Raw genomic sequence first — 19,673 nt, 5'->3', positions numbered from 1 at the left:
GCCTCGCAGCAGGAGCGTGAACCGATTTTTAAACTACCGTCATCTGGCCGGCATAGAGCACGAAGTAGCGCAGCAGCAGGATCCCCACCAGGGTCAGGCTGCAGACCAGTACCAGATAGCCGTTTTTGGCCCGCAGCGGCGCGGGGGCCAGCAGGGCCAGCAACTGGGGCAGCAGCATGCCGATGCCCACCACCCCGAGCCAGAACACCTGACCCAGAAGCCGCTGCCGATGGCGGCCCACATGGCTGCCTCCTTCTGGCCGCCACCGAAGTAGAGGCCGGTAAAGAAGCAGACCAGCAGCAACACCTCCACCGCCAGCACCGGCCGCTCGAAGCGGTGGACAAAGCTCACCCCCTGGCTGTGATGGTTCTCCTTGAACAGGGTGACCGCCAGCAAGATGGTGGAAGCGATGCCGGAGCTGACGCCGGAGATGAGGAACAGCACCGGCAGCACCGGGTTGTTCAAGAGCGGATAGGTCTTGAGCGCCGACAGCAGAAAGCCGGTGTAGGCCCCCAAGAGCACGGCGAGCAGCAGCAAGAGCGGCGCCAGCAGCCGCTCGATGCGGGCGAGCCAGCCAATCAGACCATCCACAAAGGCGAACTTCTCTTGCAGCAGGTGACTGCGCAAGGTCTCGATCTCGGCCCGAAATACCACCGCCAGCCAGGCAAACAGCACCGCCATGTAGACCTGAAACAGCATGACCCCCATCGACATCACGGAGTCGAACTGGTAGTGGAACATCAGCTTCCAGAAGGTCCAGGGGCGGGCCAGGTGGAAGATGAGGATCAGTAACCCCAGCACCACGCTCACCGGCGCCAGAATGGCGGTCGCCTTGATGATGCCGCTCTCGCTGCCGGCTCCCTTGCGGCGCAGCAGCACCGAGAGGCTGGTGGCCCCGGCGGAGATGCCGAGCAGAAAGAGATAGATGGCGATTGGCCAGTCCCAGACAAGTGAAGGGAAGTGAAATGCGTCATGCAACATGATCCATTCCTCCTTCTGTTACTGCGGTAGATGGCGATCGGACAAATCCCCACACAAGGGAAGGGAAGTGAAATGCCTCTTGCATCGTCATGACTTTATCTCCCCTTTGGGCACGCGGTACATCTTGGGCGAAGTGCCGAGTGCCTGCTTGTAGCGATAGGTGGTCTCCTTTACCAGCCGTTTGGCGATGGGGCTGTCCGGGTCATCCAGATTGCCGAACACCAGCGCCTTGGTGGGGCAGGATTCCACGCAGGCCGGCTCCTTGCCCGCCGCCAGGTTGGTCCTGCGGCAAAAGTCGCACTTGTCGGCCACCTTGGTCACAGGGTTGATAAAGCGCACCTGATAGGGGCAGGCGGCCAGACAGTACATGCAGCCGACGCAAAGATCCGGGTTGACGTCGACGATGCCATCCTCCTTGCGGATATGGGAGGCACCGGTCGGGCAGACGTGCACGCAGGGAGCGTTGTCGCAGTGCTGGCAGGACTTGCGAAAGAAGTGGTACTCGGCATCGGGGAAGGTGCCGATGGGGCCGGAGCGGATGATCTCGAGGCGCGAGACCCCCTCTGGCACCTGATTCACCTCCCGGCAGGCATCCATGCAGGCGGTACAGCCGATACAGGCCGTCTCGTCGTGGATCATGCCAAAGCGTACCCCGTCGATGGTCTGGCTGTGGGCGAGGGGGGTGGCAAGGGAGCGAGTCGGCCCTGTCATCATGATGAGGGCCCCCGCACTCATCCCCGCCATGAAGTGACGGCGAGAGCAGCTCATGGTGCCTCCTTGCCCGAGGTGGTGTTCGCCTTGGCCGCCTTGACGACCTCATGCTGCTTGCTGTGGCAGTCGACGCAGAGCTTGATGCGGGACTTCTCCGGAATCGCCACCATGGGCTCCTTGGCCGGGTGCAGCTGGTGGCAGCTGGTGCAGGTGAGCTTGGTAGCGTGCACGTCGTGGGCCCAGAGCGCCTCGCGCAGCACTTTGGGCTCGTGACAGCTCATGCAGACCCCGTTCTGCTCGGCGATGGGGTAGCTCTCGGTACTCTGTTTGTTATTGAAGCTGTCGCTAAAGCGCATCACGTCCTTGACCCCTTCCCGGTGTTGAGGGGAGGGTTGACCGTGGCAGTTGGTGCAGGTTACCGGCGCCAGGTTGTTGGGGTTGGTCGCCTGGCCGTGCTTGCCGTGCATGCCTTCGACCTGCTCCTTGTGGCAGTCGGTGCAGGCCTTGTCGGCACTGCGCAGAAATTCCACTTCATGTGTAGTCGGTGCCGGGGCGGTTGCCGCATCGGCCGCCTGGCCCTGCAGGCTGGTGAGCAGCATGGCTGCCATCAGCATCAGTCGTAAGAAATCCATTGTTAAATCACCCATAGGAAGCCTCCATCCGGCTGCGGGCCCGACACTGGGGGCCCGCATGCCTCGTCATTGTGCGAGCCGTCCGGCCGCTTTGGCCTCGGCATCCCAGGCGGGGACTGTGGTCTTGAGGAACTGGGCCTTGTCGCTGTTCATCTGCTTCATGTCCATGCCAAGAGCGGCCTGGGCCTTCTCCTTGCTGGAGATGTCAGGAATGGCGATCTCGTGGCTGATCCCCTTGGCGGCCAGCAGGCGTGCCAGCTTGGTGCGGGCATCGGCGGCCTTGTCCAGGGCGGTTCCCAGCATGCGCAGCGCCACTTCCGGGGCGTGCATCTGCACCCCGTGGGAGGCGATGGAGAAGTCCCAGCGCCATTGGGCGTGACGGATGTCCTGCAGAATGTCCTTCATCTCGGCCTCGGTGGCGCCGGCATCCCAGGCGGCCTTGGCTTCAAAGTGGGCGTGCACCAGCTGCTTCTCGACTTTGAGCTTGATTTCGGTGACGGCGTCCTTGCGCTGCTTGACCACCCCTTGCAGCATCTCCTTGCTCTGGGTGTGGCAGTTGCGGCAGGTCTGATCGAAGCGATCGAAGGGGTTGCCTACCTTGTGATCCGTGTAGACCTTGCCCTGTTCGTTCTGCACCTTGGGCATGTGGCAGTCGACGCAGGCGACGTTGTTCTGGCCGTGAATGCCGGCGCGCCAGGTCTCGTACTCGGGGTGCTGGGCTTTGAGCATGGGGGTCTTGGAGAGGGCATGGGTCCAGTCGGCAAAGCCAATCTCGTCGTAATACTCTTCCATCTGCTCAACAGTCGTACCCTTGTCCCAGGGGAATTTCACCGCCTTGGTGGGGCCGCTGAAGTAGTACTCCACGTGGCACTGGCCGCACACCTGAGACTGCTGATCGAAGCGCCCCTGCTCCTTGAACGGCTTGCCGATAGCGGTCATGGCCCGGTCGGCATAGGGACGGGAGAGGTGCAGGGCGGGTTTCCCTTCCTTGAACTCTTTCGAGGCGGTGTCGTGGCAGTCGGCGCAGCCGATGGTGTTGACGATCTCCGGTCCGCCTTTTGCCCACATGCCCTTGAAGTAGCCATCCTCACCCCTCTCGTCGATGACGCGGGCCACGTCCGGGCCTTTGCAACTCCAGCAGGCCATGGGCAGCGGACCGTCTTCGGCAGTCTTGGGGGCGCCGGTACGCAGGGTTTCCCGCACGTCGGTCAGCGCATAGAAGTGGCCGCGCGGCTTGTTGTAATCCTTGGAGAAGGGGTAGCCGGCCCAGAGCACCACCATCTGCGGATCTTCCGCCAGGGCGTCGGTGCGCTCGCGGCTCTCGCTGGTGCCTTTCCAGCTGGTGAACTGATCGGCGTGATCCTTGGCGAACAGCTCGCTGCGCGCCTCGATCTTGCCCTTGCTTTGTGCCTCGTCGGCCGCCTGTGCCCAGCCGCTGGTGCCAAGGCAGGTGGTAAGCAGCAGGGCGGCGAGGCCCAGCATGGTCTGTCTGTTGTGTGAACTCACGATCATCACTCCCAAATCGATCTCATTGCCAAGCCTGACCGTTCCATCCTGGATGTGGGCATCAGCCCCCGCACTAGGCAGGAGCAGGCAGGCCGATTAATTGTTATTAGTGAATAAAACCCATGTATTTATGCGATTGCTCGAGCTGGATATTACCAAATGGGTAAAACGAATGATGATTTATCGGGAGCGGGATTGCGCTAGATCAATTGGCGGAGCCGGCAACAAGCGGAAATGAGATCCCGGTTAAATTATGAGGAAACTCAACTTATTGCACCATTGTTAACGCTGTTGTCTGGCGACAGTGGGCTCAGTTGCCCGCCAGCCCGCGTCCGGCAAGGAAATGTGCGTCAAATGGCGCGAGCTGTATTCATTTAGGGATAGAAAATTTCTAATGTATATATATGCATTATTAACTTTAGGGGAGGGAGTCATTATAATCCCCTTATTGCCGGATTCAATCAGAGGATTGTCCATGGATACCATGGCCTATTCGAACGATGATCCAGTAAAAAGAGCCGGCGCTTGCCGGCTCTTTTTCCATCTGGTGTTTGCTTGTCGGCCTCTTTGCCGAGCGGGCCGTCTGGCCTAGCGTGGCAAGGGGATCAAGCCAGGGCCTGGGCCAGCAGGTGGATGGGGTGTTCGCAGCGGAACGCTGTGCTCATCTCGATCTGCCATTTGCAGGTTTCGCAGTCGGTGATGACCAGATCGGGCTTGAGCCGGTTTATCTGATCAAACAGCCCCTCGCCGATGGCCTGGCTGGTCTGGTAGTTCTCCGACTTGAAGCCGTAGGTACCGGCGATGCCGCAGCACTGGGAGTCCAGCACCGTCACCTTGACCCCTGGGATGGCGCGCAGCAGCTCCAGGGTATAGATGACCCCCCCATCTTCTCCATGTGGCAGGGGGTGTGGTAGGCGATGTGCAGATTGAGCGGCTTCATCGCCGGCTTGTTGCCCTGGTAGAACTCGTTCCACAGGAAGCGGGTCACCAGCGAGATGCGATCGCGCACCTTGTGGTTGTCCTGCTCCAGCAGGTGGGGGTATTCGTCGCGCAGGGTGAAGCCGCAGGTGGAGGAGGTGGCTAGTAGCGGCATCTCGTTGCCGAGCAGGGTGTTCTCCAGCTGCTGGATGTTGAAGGCCGCCTGCTGCTTGGCCTTGTCCATGAAGCCGTTGGCAATCAGCGGCACGCCGCAGCACTTCTCCCGCTCCAGCAGCTGGACGCCGATGTTCATGGCGTTGAGCACCTGCACCAGCTCCTTGCCAAGTTGCGGGTGGTTGTAGTTGACGTAGCAGCCGTGGAAGTAGGCAATTTGGCGCGTAAAGCGGGCCTGACTCGCTTTCTGCTTTTTGTACCAGCCGCGGAAGGTGCCCTGGGAGTATTTGGGCAGGTCGCGGTGGGAGGAGACCCCCAGCGCCTTGTCCAGCACCAGCTTCATCGGCTTGAGGCCGGTGGTGAAGTTGACCACCGGGGCCATCAGGGTGGACATGCTGCCCATCAGGTCGGTGTGGGAGAGCACGAACTCGCGGATCCCCGGTTTGAAGCCGCTGTACTGGTGTTTGGCCTTGGCGATGATGTCGCCGATGCGCACCCCGCTCGGGCAGGCCACTTCGCAGCGCTTGCAGTTGGTGCAGTACTTGAGGGCGCTGTCAAAGAGCTCCGGGCTCTTGATGCGCAGCCGCTCCCCATCCGGGCCCGCCTGCTTGGGGCCTGGGTAGGCCGGGTTGGCCTTGGCCACCGGGCAGTAGGCGGTACAGACGGTGCATTTGATGCACTGATCGAAGGTTTGGTTGGCATGATCCAGTAGCATGTCAGTTCTCCTCCCGTTGGGTGTGAAGGCACGGGATATGGGACAAAATCGTCATTGGGCTGAACTCAAAATATGACCGGCAGCCTGCCAGCCGGTGGCAACGGCCACGCCTGAGCCTGACCCTTCTTTTATGGGGTCATAGTGCGCCAGCACGCTACCGGCGCCGTAGAGGTTGACGAGCGGTTTGCCGCCACGCAGCACTCTGAGCTTGTCGTCGGTCTTGACCCCGAAACCCATGAAGGGGTGGTGGTCGAACAGGCGGCGGCCGGCCCAGGCGTCGCGCTCGGGCAGGCTCAGCACGTCGGCGTTGAAGATGGGCTCACGAATGCCGCGCAGGCGCGACTCCAGCCCGCGGCTGAAGAAGCTGCCGGAGGCGAGTACAAAGTTATCCGCTTCAAAGAGTTGATCGTCGCCATTCTGGCTGTGCACGCCGATGACCCGATCTCCGTCGTAACGGGCGCCCAGCACCCGCTCGCTGGTGAGGAAGGTGCCGCCAAGGGCCATGAAGCGGCGCTTGAGGGCCTCCTGCATCCGCATGCCAATAAGCGACGGCGGCATGGTGGCAACCTCCTTGATGATGCAGCCGGTGCGCTGCTCCAGCTCCGTCAGGCGCGGGCCGACCAGCCCCAGCGACAGGCAGGCGGGCAGCACCAGGTGGCGGCAGCGCGGCTCACCGCTCTCCTGCACCATGCGGCTGATCTCGCGGGCTAGATCCGTCAGCAGGTCATGCTGGCCATTGCCCTGCTTGTCAAACAGGCGGGCGATGTCGGCGGAGCGAAACTCGTGGGGATTGCGGCTGAACTCGGCCAGCTGGGGCAGCCGAATTTCCCCGGTCAGGATGCGGCAGTGGGCGAAGCGCGCGTGGGTCGCGAGATTCGCTGCCGCGAGCTCGGGGTGAAAGTCGCGAAATCCCTCCAGGGTGGCCAGCAGGATGGCGTCGGGGGCCGGTGCATCGGTCACGCAGGCGCAGGTGTCGGGGGAGAGCCAGGTGGCTTTGAGGGTGCCGATGGGGGTCAGCCGCTGGTGGTTGCGCTCCTGGCGAAACAGCGGCAAGCCCTGGGCGGCGCAGTGGCGTTGCAGATCATCGAGGCTCGCCGCGATATGGGCCAGCCCCACCTTGCTGTAGGGATGCTCGGGGTTGGCGGCCATAAAGGCGGGCAGGGCGGCGCGGGGATCTCCCTCGCTCTCCAGCAGATCCACCGAGCCGGAGGAGAAGTGCAGGGCGCTCTGGCCGGAGGCCATCAGCAGGGTCTTCTGGCCGGCCTCGGCCAGGCGCAGGGCCGCGGAGAGGCCCGCCATGCCGCCGCCGATAGCGATGCTGTCAAATTTCATGGCTGCGCTCCTTGGTGGGATTGGCGGTGCTGGCGTCTTGCGGGAAGGGGGGCTCGGCCACCAGGTGGGGGGCCGTCCACTCGCCAAGGCCGAACAGCCCCTCGTAGATCCAGTAGGTAAATTCGGCTTCGCGCAGGGCATCGCCCCACAGCACGGGGCGGGTGCCCTTGTAGCGCTCCTCCAGGAACTGGCGCAGCATGACGCAAGCCTGGCGGCCGTCGGCCTTGCCGTACTCCTGCATCAGGCCGGCGGCGCGATAGGCGCACAGCTCCCCCTGACAGGGTCCCATGCCCAGACGAGTGCGGCGGCGCAGATCCACCAGGTTGTCCACATCCAGCTCGCGCAGGGCGTATTCGATTTCACCTGCGGTCACCATCTCGCATTCGCAGATGAGGGCGTTGGCCTTGGGATTGTCGCGGAAAAAGGCGATGACCCGCTCGCCGTGACGGTACTGGGCCGAGCCTTCAGCCGGGACCGAGAGACCGGGGGCGGAGACCTTCTCCGGATCCCGCGAGCCGGGCAGGCTCAGTTCAGCGGTGCGGCACGGTTTGCTGTTGCCAAGCTTCTTGGCAAGCAAGTCGGTGGCCCATTCTGCCATCAGCCGGTAGGTCATCAGCTTGCCGCCGGTGATGGTGTTGAAGCCCTTGAGCCCGTCGCGCTCGGCGTGATCCAGCAGCACTATGCCACGGCTAATGTTGCGGCCGGACTCGTCGCCATCCACCGCCACCAGCGGGCGAACCCCGGCATAGGCGCGCAGCAATCGGGTGCGGGCCATGATGGGGGCCAGTTTTATCCCTTCGCGCAGCAGCACTTCCACCTCTTCAGGCTCGACGGTGAGCTGGTCAATCTTGTGGTAATCGATGCGACTCGAGGTGGTGCCGATGAGGGAGATGGTATCGCCCGGCACCAGGATGTCCGCGTCCGCCGGTTTGCGGGCGCGGTTGAGCACCAGCTGGTTGATGCGGTAATCCATGATTAGCAGGGAGCCCTTGGCCGGGAACATGCGGATGCCGAGATCGGCGTACTCGCAGATCTGCTGGCCCCAGATGCCGGCGGCGTTGATCACCTCCTGGCACTCCACCTCGAACGCTTCGCCGGTGCGGGTGTTGATCGCCTTGACCCCGTGCACTCTGTCTTGGGTGCGCAGCAGCCCCAGCACCTTGCTGTGGGTGAAGATGCGGGCGCCGTGCTCCTTGGCATCCAGCACGTTGGCGGCAGCCAGACGGAAGGGGTCGACCGTGCCGTCCGGCACCTGAATGGCGCCGATCAGCGCCGGGTTGACGTTGGGTTCAAGGCGTAGCGCCTCGGCGGGATCCAGCTGGCGGGCGTCGATGCCCGCCAGGGCGCAGGCGTCCATGAAGGTATTTTGAAAATGGATGTCATCTTCCGGCAGGGTGATGAAGAGGCCGCCGGTGTCCTCGACGCAGTGGCTGGCGATCCGCTTGAGGATGCGGTTCTCCTGAATGCACTCGCGGGCGGACTCCTGATCCGTCACCGCGTAGCGGGCGCCGGAGTGAAGCAGGCCATGGTTGCGGCCCGTGGTGCCGGCGGCGATGTCGTCCCGCTCAAGCAGGATGCAGTCGATGCCGCGCAGTGCGCAATCGCGCATGATGCCGGCGCCGGTGGCGCCACCCCCTATGATGACGACTTGTGTGGTGATTCTTTTCATTCTTGCCCGTCTCATCTCTTCCAGATAAGGCCAGTGTGGCGCCTTCACGACGTAAAATGTTTGATATGGGCCAAATTAATGTTCGTAAACGCTCATTAAGTGTGAGGCGATGAGCGAAATGTGATGAACCTCACGTCACCGTCGAGGCGGGCAGGGGAAAGCATGACGGGAGGGGAGAAGGCCAGCCCGGGGGCTGGCCAGAGGGCGGCGTGGGGGAAACCTCAGCCGCAGCACTTCTTGAACTTCTTGCCGCTGCCACAGGGGCAGGGGTCGTTTCGCCCCACCCGCAGCGGCGCCGGATCCTGCTCGCCGTCGGTGTAGACCCAGCGCCCCTGATGGCGCACGAAGCGGGATCGCTCATGGAGGCAGTGACGTTCGTCCCCTTCCAGGAACCAGGCCTTGAATTCCACCATGCCGAGGGTGTCATCGGGGCCGCCCTGGCTGGTGAGGATCTCGAGGCCATCCCAGCGGGTGTCGGTCGATGAGAGGTCGGCCGCGGTCAGCCCGTTCAGATAGTCCGGGTGCCAGCTGTGTACCAGATATTCTCCCAATCCCAGCACGAAGGCGCTGTAGCGGGATCGCATCAGCTGCTCCGGGGTGGCGGCGGGCTGACCTGCGTGGAGTACACCGCAGCACTTGGCAAGAAAAAGAGAGGAACCGCAAGGACATAGGTTCATGAGTCAGCTCATCTGGTCGATAATTAAAGGTGGCGGGATTGTAGCGAACGCACTTCCCTTTCGGCCAGCTTCCCATGCCGTTTAGGCAGACATCATGCAGCAATGAACACAGCACAAAGGGTGACACAATGACACTTAAGCAGAAGATCCTGTTACTGGGGGCCATCCCCGTGCTGCTGATGGCCCTGGTGGTCAATCTCAGCAACTACCTGGTGGCCAGGAGCGATCTGGAATCGGATCTGGTGGTGGCGCGGGAGAGGGCAATCAAGGAGCGCAAGGCGCTGCTCAGCAGTTATCTGATGCTGGCCAAGACGGCCATCGAGGGCAGCTACGGCAAGCCTGACAGCCCCGAAGTGCGCCAGCAGGTGAAGGAGATATTGCGGCCGCTGCGCTATGGCAGCGACGGCTACTTCTTCGTCTACGACTATCAGGGCAATACCGTGCTGCTGCCGACCCGGCCCGAGATGGAGGGGAAGAACCGCTGGCAGGACAAGGATACCAAGGGTGCCTTCCTCATTCAGGGGATCATCAAGTCGGCGCGGGAAGGAGATGGCTTCTCGGAGTACTGGACCAACAAGCCCTCTATCGGGCGGGATGCCCCCAAGCTCTCCTTCAATCTGGTGCTCGACAAGTATCAGTGGGTCGTGGGCACGGGCTTCTACATCGACGACATCGACAATGAGCTGGCCACCCTGCGCAGCGAGCGGGAGGAGACCATGTATGGCTCCCTGAAAACCGGGGTGCTGTTCATCCTGGTGATCCTGGGGGTGACCCTGGCGGCCACCGTGGTGATCGGCAACCGGGTCACCCGCCCGCTGGCGGATGCGGTTGCCGCACTCAATGACATCGCCGACGGGGACGGGGATCTGACCCAGCGCCTCAAGGTGCAGAGCAAGGACGAGGTGGGGCAGCTGGCCGCCGCCTTCAACCGCTTCGTCGAGCGGATCCAGTCGGTGGTGAGCCAGGTGGGGGAGACCAGCCACCAGTTGCTGGGGGCCGTGGATCGGCTGCATAGCCTGAGCGAGCATGCGGACAGGCAGATGCAGGGCCATGGCAAGGAGACGGATCAGGTGGTGACCGCGGTGACCGAGATGAGCTCCACCGCCCAGGAGGTGGCGGCGAGCGCTTCCAACGCCGCCAGCGCCACCAGCGATGCGGCCCGCGAGTCCGATGCGGCCCGGGGGGTGGTGAACAGCGCCATCGGCAGCATCAACCGGCTGGTGGACGAAGTGCATGTGGCGGCCGGGGTCATCGAGCAGCTCGCCCACGAGACCGGCAAGATAGGCTCCGTGGTGGAGGTCATTCGCGGCATCGCCGATCAGACCAACCTGCTGGCCCTCAACGCCGCCATCGAGGCGGCCCGGGCGGGCGAGCAGGGGCGCGGCTTTGCGGTGGTGGCGGACGAGGTGCGATCCCTCGCGGGCCGTACCCAGCAGAGCACCAAAGAGATCAACGAGATGCTCCAGCGCCTGCAGGGCGGAGTGAAACAGGCGGTGGAGGTGATGCAGGCCAGCGAGGCACGCAGCCAGGAGACGGTGCAGGAGGCGAGCCACATCGCCAGCTCCCTGGACAGCATGGTGGCGGCGGTCGGCACCATCAACGACATGAACATCCAGATCGCCACGGCCGCCGAGGAGCAGCACGCGGTCTCCGAGGAGATCAACAAGAACCTGGTGGCCATCCAGCAGATCGTCAGCGAGCTGACCGAGGCGTCCGGGGAGTCCAGCACCACCACCCGCGCCCTGGCAGGCACGGGTGACAAATTGCGCCAACTCGTCTCCCGCTTCCGTTACTAATCACATTTTTGCCGTCTGGACAGGATTTCCAGACGGCAAATTTGGGGATCGGCGCAGAATGTGTGAAAATCGCGCCATTCGTTCCTTTCGTTAGCCCCAACCCTATGAATGAGATCGTGAAAGGCAGTATCGATTTGATCCGTCAGCTCAACTACGGCCTGGTCTATGCCAGCCTGGAGGAGCACAAGGAGCTGTCCCGTACCGATCTGTCCCGTCTGACCGGCCTGTCGCCGGCCAGCATCACCAAGATCACCCGCGAGCTGCTGGACGGCGGCCTGGTGGTCACCTGCGGCGAGAGCTCGGTGGGGCGTGGCCGTCGCCAGACCCTGCTGCGCATCAACGAGCGCCGCTTCCAGTTTCTCTCCATGCGCCTGGGGCGCGGCTATGTGGACATGGCCCTGTTCGATCTCGCGGGTCACTCCCTGGCACGCCATCGCCATGTCTTCAACGAGGCGGAGCGTGCCGAGCTGCTGGCCAGCCTGGTGCGGGCCATCGAGGGCTTTTTGCCCAAGAAGGCGCTGCGTCTGGCCTGCATCGCCCTCTGCCTGCCCGGCCAGGTGGAGCGCCACTCCGGCATGGTCAAGCATTTTCCCTATTACGATCTGCGCAACTGGCCCCTCGGTCCCACCCTGCAGGAAGCCTTCTCGGTACCCGTGCTGGTGAGCGGCGACGTGCGCACCTGGATCCAGGCCGAGCGGGAGTGGGGCGCCGCCAGGAACTGCTCGGATGCGGTGCTGGTGTTCGTGCACAACGACATCGGGGTCGGCATGGTGGTCAATGGCCAGCTCATCGAGAGCGAGTCGGCTCTGCTCGGGGATCTCAGCCATCTGCAGCTCGAACCCTATGGCCAGCGCTGCTACTGCGGTGGCTTCGGCTGCGCCTGCACCCTCGTGACCAATCAGGCGCTGGAGGCGCAATATCGGGAGCTGCGTGAACGGATGCAGGAGTTCGATCTGCCCGAAAGCGTCACCATCCGCGAGCTGTGCGAGTTGGCGCTGGCCGGCAACAGCCTGTGTCAGGACATCCTGCACCAGGCAGCAGGCCGCCTCTCCCGGGTACTGGCGAACCTCATCTGCCTGCTCAACCCGGGCAAGCTGCTGCTCGGGGGGGAGATCACCCGGGCCGATCGACTGCTCTTCCCCATGTTGCACCAGTCCCTGGCAAGCCAGTTGCCCGCCGAGTACCTGGTGCGCCTGCAGATTGAATCCACCCACTTCTACGAAGATCCCACCAAACCCACCTCGGTGCAGGTGCACAAGGCCCTGCGCGATGGCAGTCTGCTGCTCGACTTGTTGCGAGGCGACAAGGAGGCATGAGGCTCGGGTTGCAAGGACGCTTCCTGCTCATTCTCTGTCTGGTCAGTCTGTTGCAACTGGTGTTGCTGAGCGGGGCCAGCTACTACTATGTCGCCGGGCAGCGCTACCGTGAGGTGGGGGATCAGGCCCTGGATGTGGCACGGCTGGTGGCGCGGGAGTCCGGCGTCATCGCCGGGGTGAAGCGGGCGGATACGGTCCGCCTCAATGCCCTGGTGGAGCGGATCCGCGCCGAGGTCGGGGCCAGCTACATCGTCATCGGGGACAGGCAGGCACGCCGCCTGGTGCACCCCAATGCGGACCGGATTGGCAAAGCCATGGTGGGGGATGATCCCGAGCGTGCCCTGCAGGGAGAAGCCTATATCTCCAGGGCCCAAGGGTCCCTTGGGGTCTCGGTGCGCGGCAAGGGGCCCATCCGGGACGAGATGGGCAAGATCATCGGGGTGGTGTCGGTCGGCTATCTGGTGCGGGACATCGATGCGGATCTGCAGGGCTATTTGCGCTTTGGCCTGGCCATGACATTGCTCATTGTGGTACTCAACAGTGTCGCAGCCGCCTGGCTGGCCCGGCGCTACAAGAAGGCGATATTCGGCTTTGAACCCGAGCAGATGGGGCGACTCTATGCGGAGCTCGACTGTACCCTGCGCACGGTGCGCGAGGGGATCCTCACCATCGACGAGCAAGGGCGCCTCACCTCCCTGAACCCCAACGGCATCAAGCTGCTGCGCCTAGACGACACCACCGCCAGGAGCGCCATCGGCCAGCCCATTGGTCACCTGCTGCCGGGCAGTCGCATGCTCTCCATCCTGCAAGAGCAGACCCCCCAGTTTGACGAGGAGATAGTGCTCAACGGCCAGTCCCTCATCGTCAACCGCTTGCCGCTGGTGCGCGAGGGCAAGCTGATCGGCGCCGTGTCGAGTTTTCGCCGCAAGGACGAGCTGGCGGAACTCAGCGCCCAGCTCTCCCAGGTGCAGGCCTACAGCGATCTGCTGCGGGTGCAGACCCACGAGCACAACAACCAGCTCGGGACCATCGCCGGCCTCATTGAGCTCGGTGCTACCCGGGAGGCGCTCGCCTTCATCGGGCGGGAGGCGGCCACCGAGCAGACCCTGCTCGGCTTCCTGATGGGGGCCATCGCCAAACCCAAGGTGGCGGGGTTGCTGCTCGGCAAATACCACAGGGCCCACGAGCTCGGTCTTGAGCTCGTGATCGATCCCGATGCCCGTCTGCACGATATTCCTGCCCGTGTCAGCGGTTCCCAGCTGGTAACGGTGCTGGGCAACCTCATCGACAACGCCTTCGAGGCGACCCGCCGCCACGGTGCGCCCTATCAGCCCATCCGGGTTTCCCTGAGCGATCTGGGGCAGGATCTGGTGCTGGAGGTGGAGGATGGGGCTGGCGGTATCGACCCGCAGTTGGCGGACAGGTTGTTCGAACAGGGGGTCAGCAGCAAGCCCGAGCCAGGACACGGTATCGGGCTCTCCCTGGTGCGCAAGACCCTGGATGCCCTGCAGGGGGAGATCACCATCGAAGCCACGACGCAGGGAAGTTGCGTCGTCTGTTACATTCCCAAGGAGGTGTGAGTGATCAAGATCCTGATCGTCGAGGATGATCCCGCCATTGCCGAGATCCACCGCCGCTTCGTGCAGCGCCTCGCCGGTTTTGAGGTGCTGGGGGTGGCGTTGACCCTGTTCGATGCCAGGGAGCAGATAGGGATCCTCCGGCCCGATCTGGTGCTGCTGGATGTCTGGCTGCCCGATGGAGAGGGGTTCTCGCTATTGAGAGAGCTGCGCCAGGCGGGGGCGAGTCTGGATGTGATCCTGCTCACCGCGGCGCGGGAAGCCGCTGCCCTGCAGGAGGCGATGCGCCTCGGGGTGGTGGATTTCATCTTGAAGCCCGTGGTGTTCGAGCGCCTGCGCGACACCCTGGAGAAGTACCATCAGAGCATCGCCGCCCTGGCGGCGTTGGCCGACATCGATCAGCAGGCGGTGGACACCCTGTTCGGTACGCCGTTGCAGCAGGTGGCGGCAGAGGGACTGCCCAAGGGCATCGATGCTCTCACCCTGCAGCGGGTGCTGACGGCCCTGACTCCGGAGGCCGCCAGTGCCGAGGAGATAGGCAGCCGTATAGGGGTGAGCCGGACCACGGCACGCCGCTATCTGGAATTTCTGGTGGGGCAGAAACTGGCGAGCCCCGAGCTCGAATATGGCACCGTCGGGCGGCCGGAGCGGCGTTACCGCAAGCCGTGATCCGATCGCCCGGAACCTGTTGTCCAGACAAGAAAAGAGCGCCTTTCGGCGCTCTTTTTATCAGGGTTTGCTTCCCGTGGGCATCAAGGTCTCTGCGCGTGATGGTCAGGGTTCAGAGGTGGCAGAGGCTCATCGATTCAGTGGCTGGTGGCAGGCTCCCCCTTGGGGGCCCGGCGAGCCTGCCACCACTGCCAGACGGGCAGCAGCAACATGGTCAGGGTGATCACCGTGAAGGCGAGGGTGATGGGGCGCTCCCACAGGAAGCTCAGGCTGCCGTCGTTGATCACCAGGGCCCGGCGCAGGTTGTCCTCCAGCATGCCCCCCAGGATGAAGCCGAGCAGCATGGGGGCCATGGGGAAGGTGAGCAGGCGCAGGCCGATGGCGATCAGTGCAACGATGGCCATCACATGGATGTCCATGGTGTTGAAGGAGACCAGATAGACCCCGGTCAGGGAGAACAGCAGCACCATGGGGATGAGCACGGGGCGCGGCACCGCCAGTACCCGGGCCAGGTAGGGGATGAGGGGGAGGTTCAGGATCAACAGCACCACGTTGCCCAGATACATGGAGATGATCACCGACCAGAAGACGTCCGGATGCTCCATGAATAGACGCGGGCCCGGCTGGATGCCGTAGGCCACCAGGGCGCCCAGGATGAGGGCCGTGGTGCCGGAGCCCGGGATCCCCAGGGTCAGCAGGGGCACGAAGGAGCCGGTGGAGGCGGCGTTGTTGGCCGCTTCCGGGGCGGCCAGACCGCGCAGGCTGCCCTTGCCGAACTGCTCCTGGCGCTGCTTGCCGGCGATGTTGCGCTCGGCGCCATAGGCCATGAAGGCGGCGATGGTGGCGCCGGCTCCCGGCAACACGCCGATGAGAAAGCCCAGCACCGAGGAGCGGGCGATGGGAGGCGCGATCTCCCTGACCTCTTCCTTGCTCAGCTTGAGGCTGCCGAGCTGCTGCATCTGCCTGGCCTCTTCCTCGCTGCTGTCCTTGCCGGGGCGCAGCACCGCCATCAGGATCTCCGCGAGGGCAAAGGTGGCCATGGCCAGCAGCAGGAAGGAGAAGCCGTCACGCAGGTCCGGCAGGCCGAAGGTAAACCTGTCTACTCCGACACTGCGGTCGATGCCGATGGTGGAGATCATGATGCCGAACAGCGCCATGATCAGCGCCTTGAGCACCTGCCCCTTGCCGGCAAAGGCCGCCACGGCGGAGAGGCCCAGCACCATGAGGGCGAAGTAATCCGCCGACTGGAAGGAGAGGGAGACCTTGGCGAGCAGGGGCGCCGCCACCATCAGCATAATGGCGGAGAGGGTGCCGCCGGTGAAGGAGGCGTAGGCGGCGATGGCCAGCGCCTTGCCCGCCTGTCCCTTGCAGGCCAGGGGATAGCCGTCGAAGGCGGTGACCACGGTGGCGGAGCAGCCGGGGGCGTTGATCAGGATGGAGGAGGTGGAGCCCCCGAAGATGGCGCCGTAATAGACCCCCGCCATCAAGATGATGCCGGAGGCCGGATCCAGGCCATAGGTGATGGGGATCATCAGGGCGATGGCAGTGACCGGGCCAAGGCCCGGCAACATGCCGATAAAGGTGCCGATGAAGCAGCCAAGCACCACCATCATCAGGTTGACCGGCAGCAGTGCAGTGCCGAGTCCTTGCAAGATTCCGTCTAACATGGTGACTCCTTAGAAACCGAGCAGGGTGAACAGGCGACCCGGCTCCAGATAGATGTTGAGCCCCTTGGTGAGCAGGGCCCAGAAGCCGATGGAGAAGGGGACGCTGATCATCAGGCCGTAGCGCAGGCTGGGCTCACCGAGCACCCGGATGCCCACGCTCAGGAAGGCGATGGTCGAGAGCACGAAGCCAAACCAGGTGAGCCCCAGTCCGTAGATGACCATGAGCCCGAGCAGGATGAAGACCCGGCGCCAGTCCCCCTCTTCCCGGCGCAGGGGCTCGCCCCCGGGGAAGAGCACCAGCAGCAGGGAGAGCAGCGCCCCGAGCCCGGCCAGGGCATAGGGCAGGGTGCTGGCGGTGAAGGGGTCGTATTCGTCGCCGGGGTAGCCCGGTATCTCGGTGGCGTAGTAGCCATAGGCGAGGGAGAGCAGCAGAAACAGCAGGCCCCCCAGTCGCTCCTTGGTAATGTTCATCTTTTGACTCCAACATGAGCGGCGGGCCTGCGCCCGCCTGCGATGGGACAGCGAGGGTTATTTGATGAAGCCGAGCTCGCGCATCAGGCCGCCGATCTGCTGCTCCTGGCCGTCAAGGAAGGCGGTGAACTCGGGACCGGACTGGTAGAGGTTGGTCCAGCTGTTGCGGCTGCGGACCACTTCCCACTCCGGCTTGTCGTACATCTGCTTGAGCAGGGCGGCAAACTCGGCGGATTTCTCCGGGCTGATGGTGGGGGAGGCGAAGTAACCGCGCCAGTTGGCGAAGACGGTGGGGTTGTTCTGCTCGCTGAAGGTGGGGATCTGCTCCGCCCCCGGCAGGCGTTTGTCGGAAGTGACCCCGAGGATCCGCATCTGGCCTGACTTGACCGCTTCCATCGCCTCGCCAAAGCCGGTGGAGATGGCCTGGGTCTCTCCGGCCAGCACGGCGGCCATGGCGCTGCCGCCGGCATCGTAGGCGACGTAGCGCAGTTTGCTGGCGTCGGCGCCGGCATTCTTGAAGGTCAGGGCGGCGACCAGGTGATCCAGGCTGCCACGGGCGGAACCCCCGGCAATCTTCACCTTGGCCGGGTTCTCCTCGTAGGCGGCCAGCAGCTGGGCCCAGTTCTGATAGGGGGAGTCCGCCTTCACCGCCAGCGCCTGGTAGTCGGCGATGATGGCGGCCACCGGCGTCAGATCACGGAAGGACTGGGGCAGCTCCTTGGAGAGGGATTTGACGATGATGGGGGTGGAGTTGACCATCAGAGTCTTGTCGGACTGGGCCGAGGTCTCGATGAGGTGGGCGATGGCCTTGGCGCCGCCACCGGCGGACATGTTCTGGTAGGAGACGGTCTTGACCAGACCGGACTTGGCCAGCACTTCACCGGTGCCGCGGGCCGTGGTATCCCAGCCGCCGCCAGCGCCGCCCGGGATCAGGAAGTGGACTTCGTTGATCTGGGCGTGGGCGCCGACGCTCAGTGCGAGCAGACTACCGATCAGGGTACGCTTGAAGGTTCCTTGCAACATGGTGCTCTCCTTGTGATTGTTGCAAGAAGGTTAATTAATCATGCCTGACTGGAAAACAATCTGACCGTAATGGCTATTAAGGCTGTTGTGGCCATTGTGTTCATTCTGGTCATGGGCCGAAGAGGGGGGCGCGTATAGAAACGAGGCGCCCGTGAGCGCCTCGTCCGGCAAGGATCACTGGGTCGGTTTCGCCGCCGATGTGCTGATGTCCTCCTTCGCCTCCTGTTTCAGGGCATCGCTCGCCTGCTGGCGCAGAGCCACCTGCTCCATCACCAGCTTGTAGGCGATGTAGTACTTGTAGATGTTGCCCACATAGGTGACCGTCTCGGGGCCGATTTTCTCTGCCGCCACGTACTCGACATTGTGGAACCAGACGTTGGGATCCAGCCCCCGTTTCCTGGCCTCGGCACGGAGCCTGGCTACCCGGGCGGGGCCGGCATTGTAGGAGGCGAACGAGAAGAGGGCCTTGTCGAGGGCGGTCATGGGCTCGTCCGCATAGTAGTGATCGATCATCCAGCGCATGTATTTGACGCCCCCGTGAATATTGGGCTCGAGCTGGCGGATGTCGCCGACCTTCAGCCCCTTGCCGGTGGCGGGCATGATCTGCATGATGCCGATGGCGCCCACATGGCTACGGGCATGATGGTTGAGGGCGGACTCCTGGTAGCCCTGGGCCGCCATCAGCAGCCAGTCCATGTCATAGCGTTCGCCATATTCACGGAACAGCTCGACCACCTGCAGGAATTTCTTGCGCTCCGCCTCGGCGGCGGCGCTTTTGACGAACTTGTTCTGCTTGAGATAACGGGCCAGGATCTCATCCCCCGTCGCCTTGCCGCGCAGCGCCTTGATCTGCTCGTTGAGCATGGCGAGCAACTGGGGGCTCTCCTTGCGCACCGCCCAGGCGATGACGCCCCCTTCCCGGAACACGGGGGCGTCGTGAATGGTGATTCCGGGGAAAATCTTTTGCCAGAAGCGGGCCTTGTGCTCGTCCATGACGATGAAGGGGAGCAGGCCTGCGTTCACCATCTCCACCAGATCTTCATCTTCGAGTACCTCCGAGGCGGGTTGGAGGTCGATGAGGGGCTCTCCCGCCGACTTGCGGGCCTGGTTGTAGGCCATGAGGCTCTCGTAGTAGCTGGAGGAGGGGCGCACGAAGACGCGCTGGCCCCCGAGATCGGCGGCGCTTTCCACCTTGGGGGAGAGGGGGCCGGAGACGAGCAGCTCCCGCACGTTTTCAAGCAGGGGATCGGTGAAGGCGATACCCTGCTTCTTGCGCTTGTCCGTGATGGTGAGATTGGCGGCGGCGATGTCGCCTTTGCCCTCGATGAGGGAGCTCAGCAGCGCTTCCCGGGCCACGGGAATGAAGACGAAGTGCACCTTGAGGTGGCGCTTGATCGCCTTTTGCTTGCGCAACTGTTCGTTGAGACGCTTTTCCACCTGCATGAAGGCATCGTAGGTGACGCCCCGCTGCACGCCCTTGGTGATGAAGAACCCCGTCTTGTTGTAGGTGGTGAGCACTCGGATGGTGCGCTGCTCCAGCATGACGTCGAGATCTCCCAGCCTGGGTCTGGCAAGCTCGTCCCCCTCAAAGCTCAGGGCGCTTTTCTCCGTCTCTGCCTCGGGGGCCACCTGCTTGCCGGATTCGGCCCCCCAGGCTGGCGTCAGGGAGCAGAACCACCAGATCACGACCATCCATGCGCGTTTCATCACTTACACCTCGCTCGTTTTATTGAGTGTAAGTGGCGCCTTGTGGGTGATTTAGCTTATTGGGTTTGATAGAGATGGCCCCATAGCACGATTTCCACTATTCCATCCAGGAGTGCCCGCCCATGAAAAAAG

The 19,673-nt window shown here is 63.4% G+C and carries 14 protein-coding genes and 2 pseudogenes; 4 read left to right on the top strand and 12 right to left on the bottom strand.

Translation table 11 applies throughout. The annotated features are described in order from the left end of the window. Positions 1-28 precede the first annotated feature (28 nt). The 8 genes and pseudogenes from nrfD to C2U47_RS22180 form a co-directional block, all read right to left on the bottom strand. Positions 29-981: pseudogene (nrfD, locus tag C2U47_RS22215) on the bottom strand (cytochrome c nitrite reductase subunit NrfD). An 87-nt stretch (positions 982-1,068) separates the two neighbouring features. Then, positions 1,069-1,749 carry a 4Fe-4S dicluster domain-containing protein gene (locus C2U47_RS22210; RefSeq protein ID WP_052815438.1) on the bottom strand — a complete coding sequence of 227 codons (681 nt, stop codon included), beginning with the start codon at positions 1,747-1,749 and terminating at the stop codon, positions 1,069-1,071. Next, positions 1,746-2,339 carry a cytochrome c nitrite reductase pentaheme subunit gene (gene nrfB / locus C2U47_RS22205; protein WP_052815437.1) on the bottom strand — a complete coding sequence of 198 codons (594 nt, stop codon included), beginning with the start codon at positions 2,337-2,339 and terminating at the stop codon, positions 1,746-1,748. The genes C2U47_RS22210 and nrfB overlap by 4 nt, the downstream gene beginning before the upstream one ends. 51 nt (positions 2,340-2,390) lie before the next feature. Continuing rightward, positions 2,391-3,836 (bottom strand): ammonia-forming nitrite reductase cytochrome c552 subunit, encoded by a 1,446-nt coding sequence (gene nrfA, locus C2U47_RS22200; protein WP_103261921.1) that lies wholly within the window; start codon positions 3,834-3,836, stop codon positions 2,391-2,393. Positions 3,837-4,435: 599 nt separating this feature from the next. Next, a pseudogene (gene glpC, locus C2U47_RS22195) lies at positions 4,436-5,637 on the bottom strand (anaerobic glycerol-3-phosphate dehydrogenase subunit GlpC). Between the two features lie 51 nt (positions 5,638-5,688). Further along, the gene (gene glpB, locus C2U47_RS22190; RefSeq protein WP_052815434.1) at positions 5,689-6,969 is read right to left on the bottom strand and encodes a glycerol-3-phosphate dehydrogenase subunit GlpB; all 1,281 of its coding nucleotides are present in this window, start codon (positions 6,967-6,969) and stop codon (positions 5,689-5,691) included. Continuing rightward, the gene (glpA, locus tag C2U47_RS22185; protein ID WP_069785654.1) at positions 6,959-8,638 is read right to left on the bottom strand and encodes an anaerobic glycerol-3-phosphate dehydrogenase subunit A; all 1,680 of its coding nucleotides are present in this window, start codon (positions 8,636-8,638) and stop codon (positions 6,959-6,961) included. Before glpA ends, glpB begins: the two co-directional genes overlap by 11 nt. Positions 8,639-8,859: 221 nt before the next feature. Further along, entirely contained in the window at positions 8,860-9,315 is a 456-nt protein-coding gene (locus C2U47_RS22180; RefSeq protein ID WP_080989954.1) for a YchJ family protein, read from the bottom strand. Positions 9,316-9,443: 128 nt separating this feature from the next. On the opposite strand from C2U47_RS22180, the gene C2U47_RS22175 reads away from it, so the two are divergent. The 4 genes from C2U47_RS22175 to C2U47_RS22160 all read left to right on the top strand — a co-directional run bounded on the left by C2U47_RS22175 (position 9,444) and on the right by C2U47_RS22160 (position 14,673). Beyond that, positions 9,444-11,111, top strand: a complete 1,668-nt coding sequence (locus C2U47_RS22175; RefSeq protein WP_010674921.1) for a methyl-accepting chemotaxis protein — start codon at positions 9,444-9,446, stop codon at positions 11,109-11,111. A 104-nt stretch (positions 11,112-11,215) separates the two neighbouring features. Continuing rightward, positions 11,216-12,427: an ROK family transcriptional regulator gene (locus C2U47_RS22170; protein WP_029314606.1), complete on the top strand. Its 1,212-nt coding sequence runs from the start codon at positions 11,216-11,218 to the stop codon at positions 12,425-12,427. Beyond that, positions 12,424-14,007, top strand: coding sequence for an ATP-binding protein (locus C2U47_RS22165; protein WP_102948523.1), 1,584 nt, complete (start codon positions 12,424-12,426; stop codon positions 14,005-14,007). Before C2U47_RS22170 ends, C2U47_RS22165 begins: the two co-directional genes overlap by 4 nt. After that, the gene (locus C2U47_RS22160; RefSeq protein ID WP_103261920.1) at positions 14,008-14,673 is read left to right on the top strand and encodes a response regulator; all 666 of its coding nucleotides are present in this window, start codon (positions 14,008-14,010) and stop codon (positions 14,671-14,673) included. Positions 14,674-14,810: 137 nt separating this feature from the next. Here C2U47_RS22160 and C2U47_RS22155 read toward each other — a convergent pair whose 3' ends face one another. The 4 genes from C2U47_RS22155 to C2U47_RS22140 form a co-directional block, all read right to left on the bottom strand. Continuing rightward, entirely contained in the window at positions 14,811-16,340 is a 1,530-nt protein-coding gene (locus C2U47_RS22155) for a tripartite tricarboxylate transporter permease (protein WP_103261919.1), read from the bottom strand. Between the two features lie 9 nt (positions 16,341-16,349). Continuing rightward, on the bottom strand, positions 16,350-16,811 hold the full coding sequence (locus tag C2U47_RS22150) for a tripartite tricarboxylate transporter TctB family protein (protein ID WP_103261918.1): 462 nt from the start codon (positions 16,809-16,811) through the stop codon (positions 16,350-16,352). A 57-nt stretch (positions 16,812-16,868) separates the two neighbouring features. Next, entirely contained in the window at positions 16,869-17,834 is a 966-nt protein-coding gene (locus tag C2U47_RS22145) for a tripartite tricarboxylate transporter substrate binding protein (RefSeq protein ID WP_103261917.1), read from the bottom strand. Between the two features lie 174 nt (positions 17,835-18,008). Then, on the bottom strand, positions 18,009-19,541 hold the full coding sequence (locus C2U47_RS22140) for a lytic transglycosylase F (RefSeq protein WP_103261916.1): 1,533 nt from the start codon (positions 19,539-19,541) through the stop codon (positions 18,009-18,011). Positions 19,542-19,673: the final 132 nt, after the last annotated feature.

The sequence above is a fragment of the Aeromonas sp. ASNIH7 genome (assembly GCF_002903485.1).
In the GTDB taxonomy this organism is placed as follows: domain Bacteria; phylum Pseudomonadota; class Gammaproteobacteria; order Enterobacterales; family Aeromonadaceae; genus Aeromonas; species Aeromonas caviae.
Note: the sequence above shows the minus strand (reverse complement) of the source record. Positions and strands in the feature narration are given on the sequence as shown.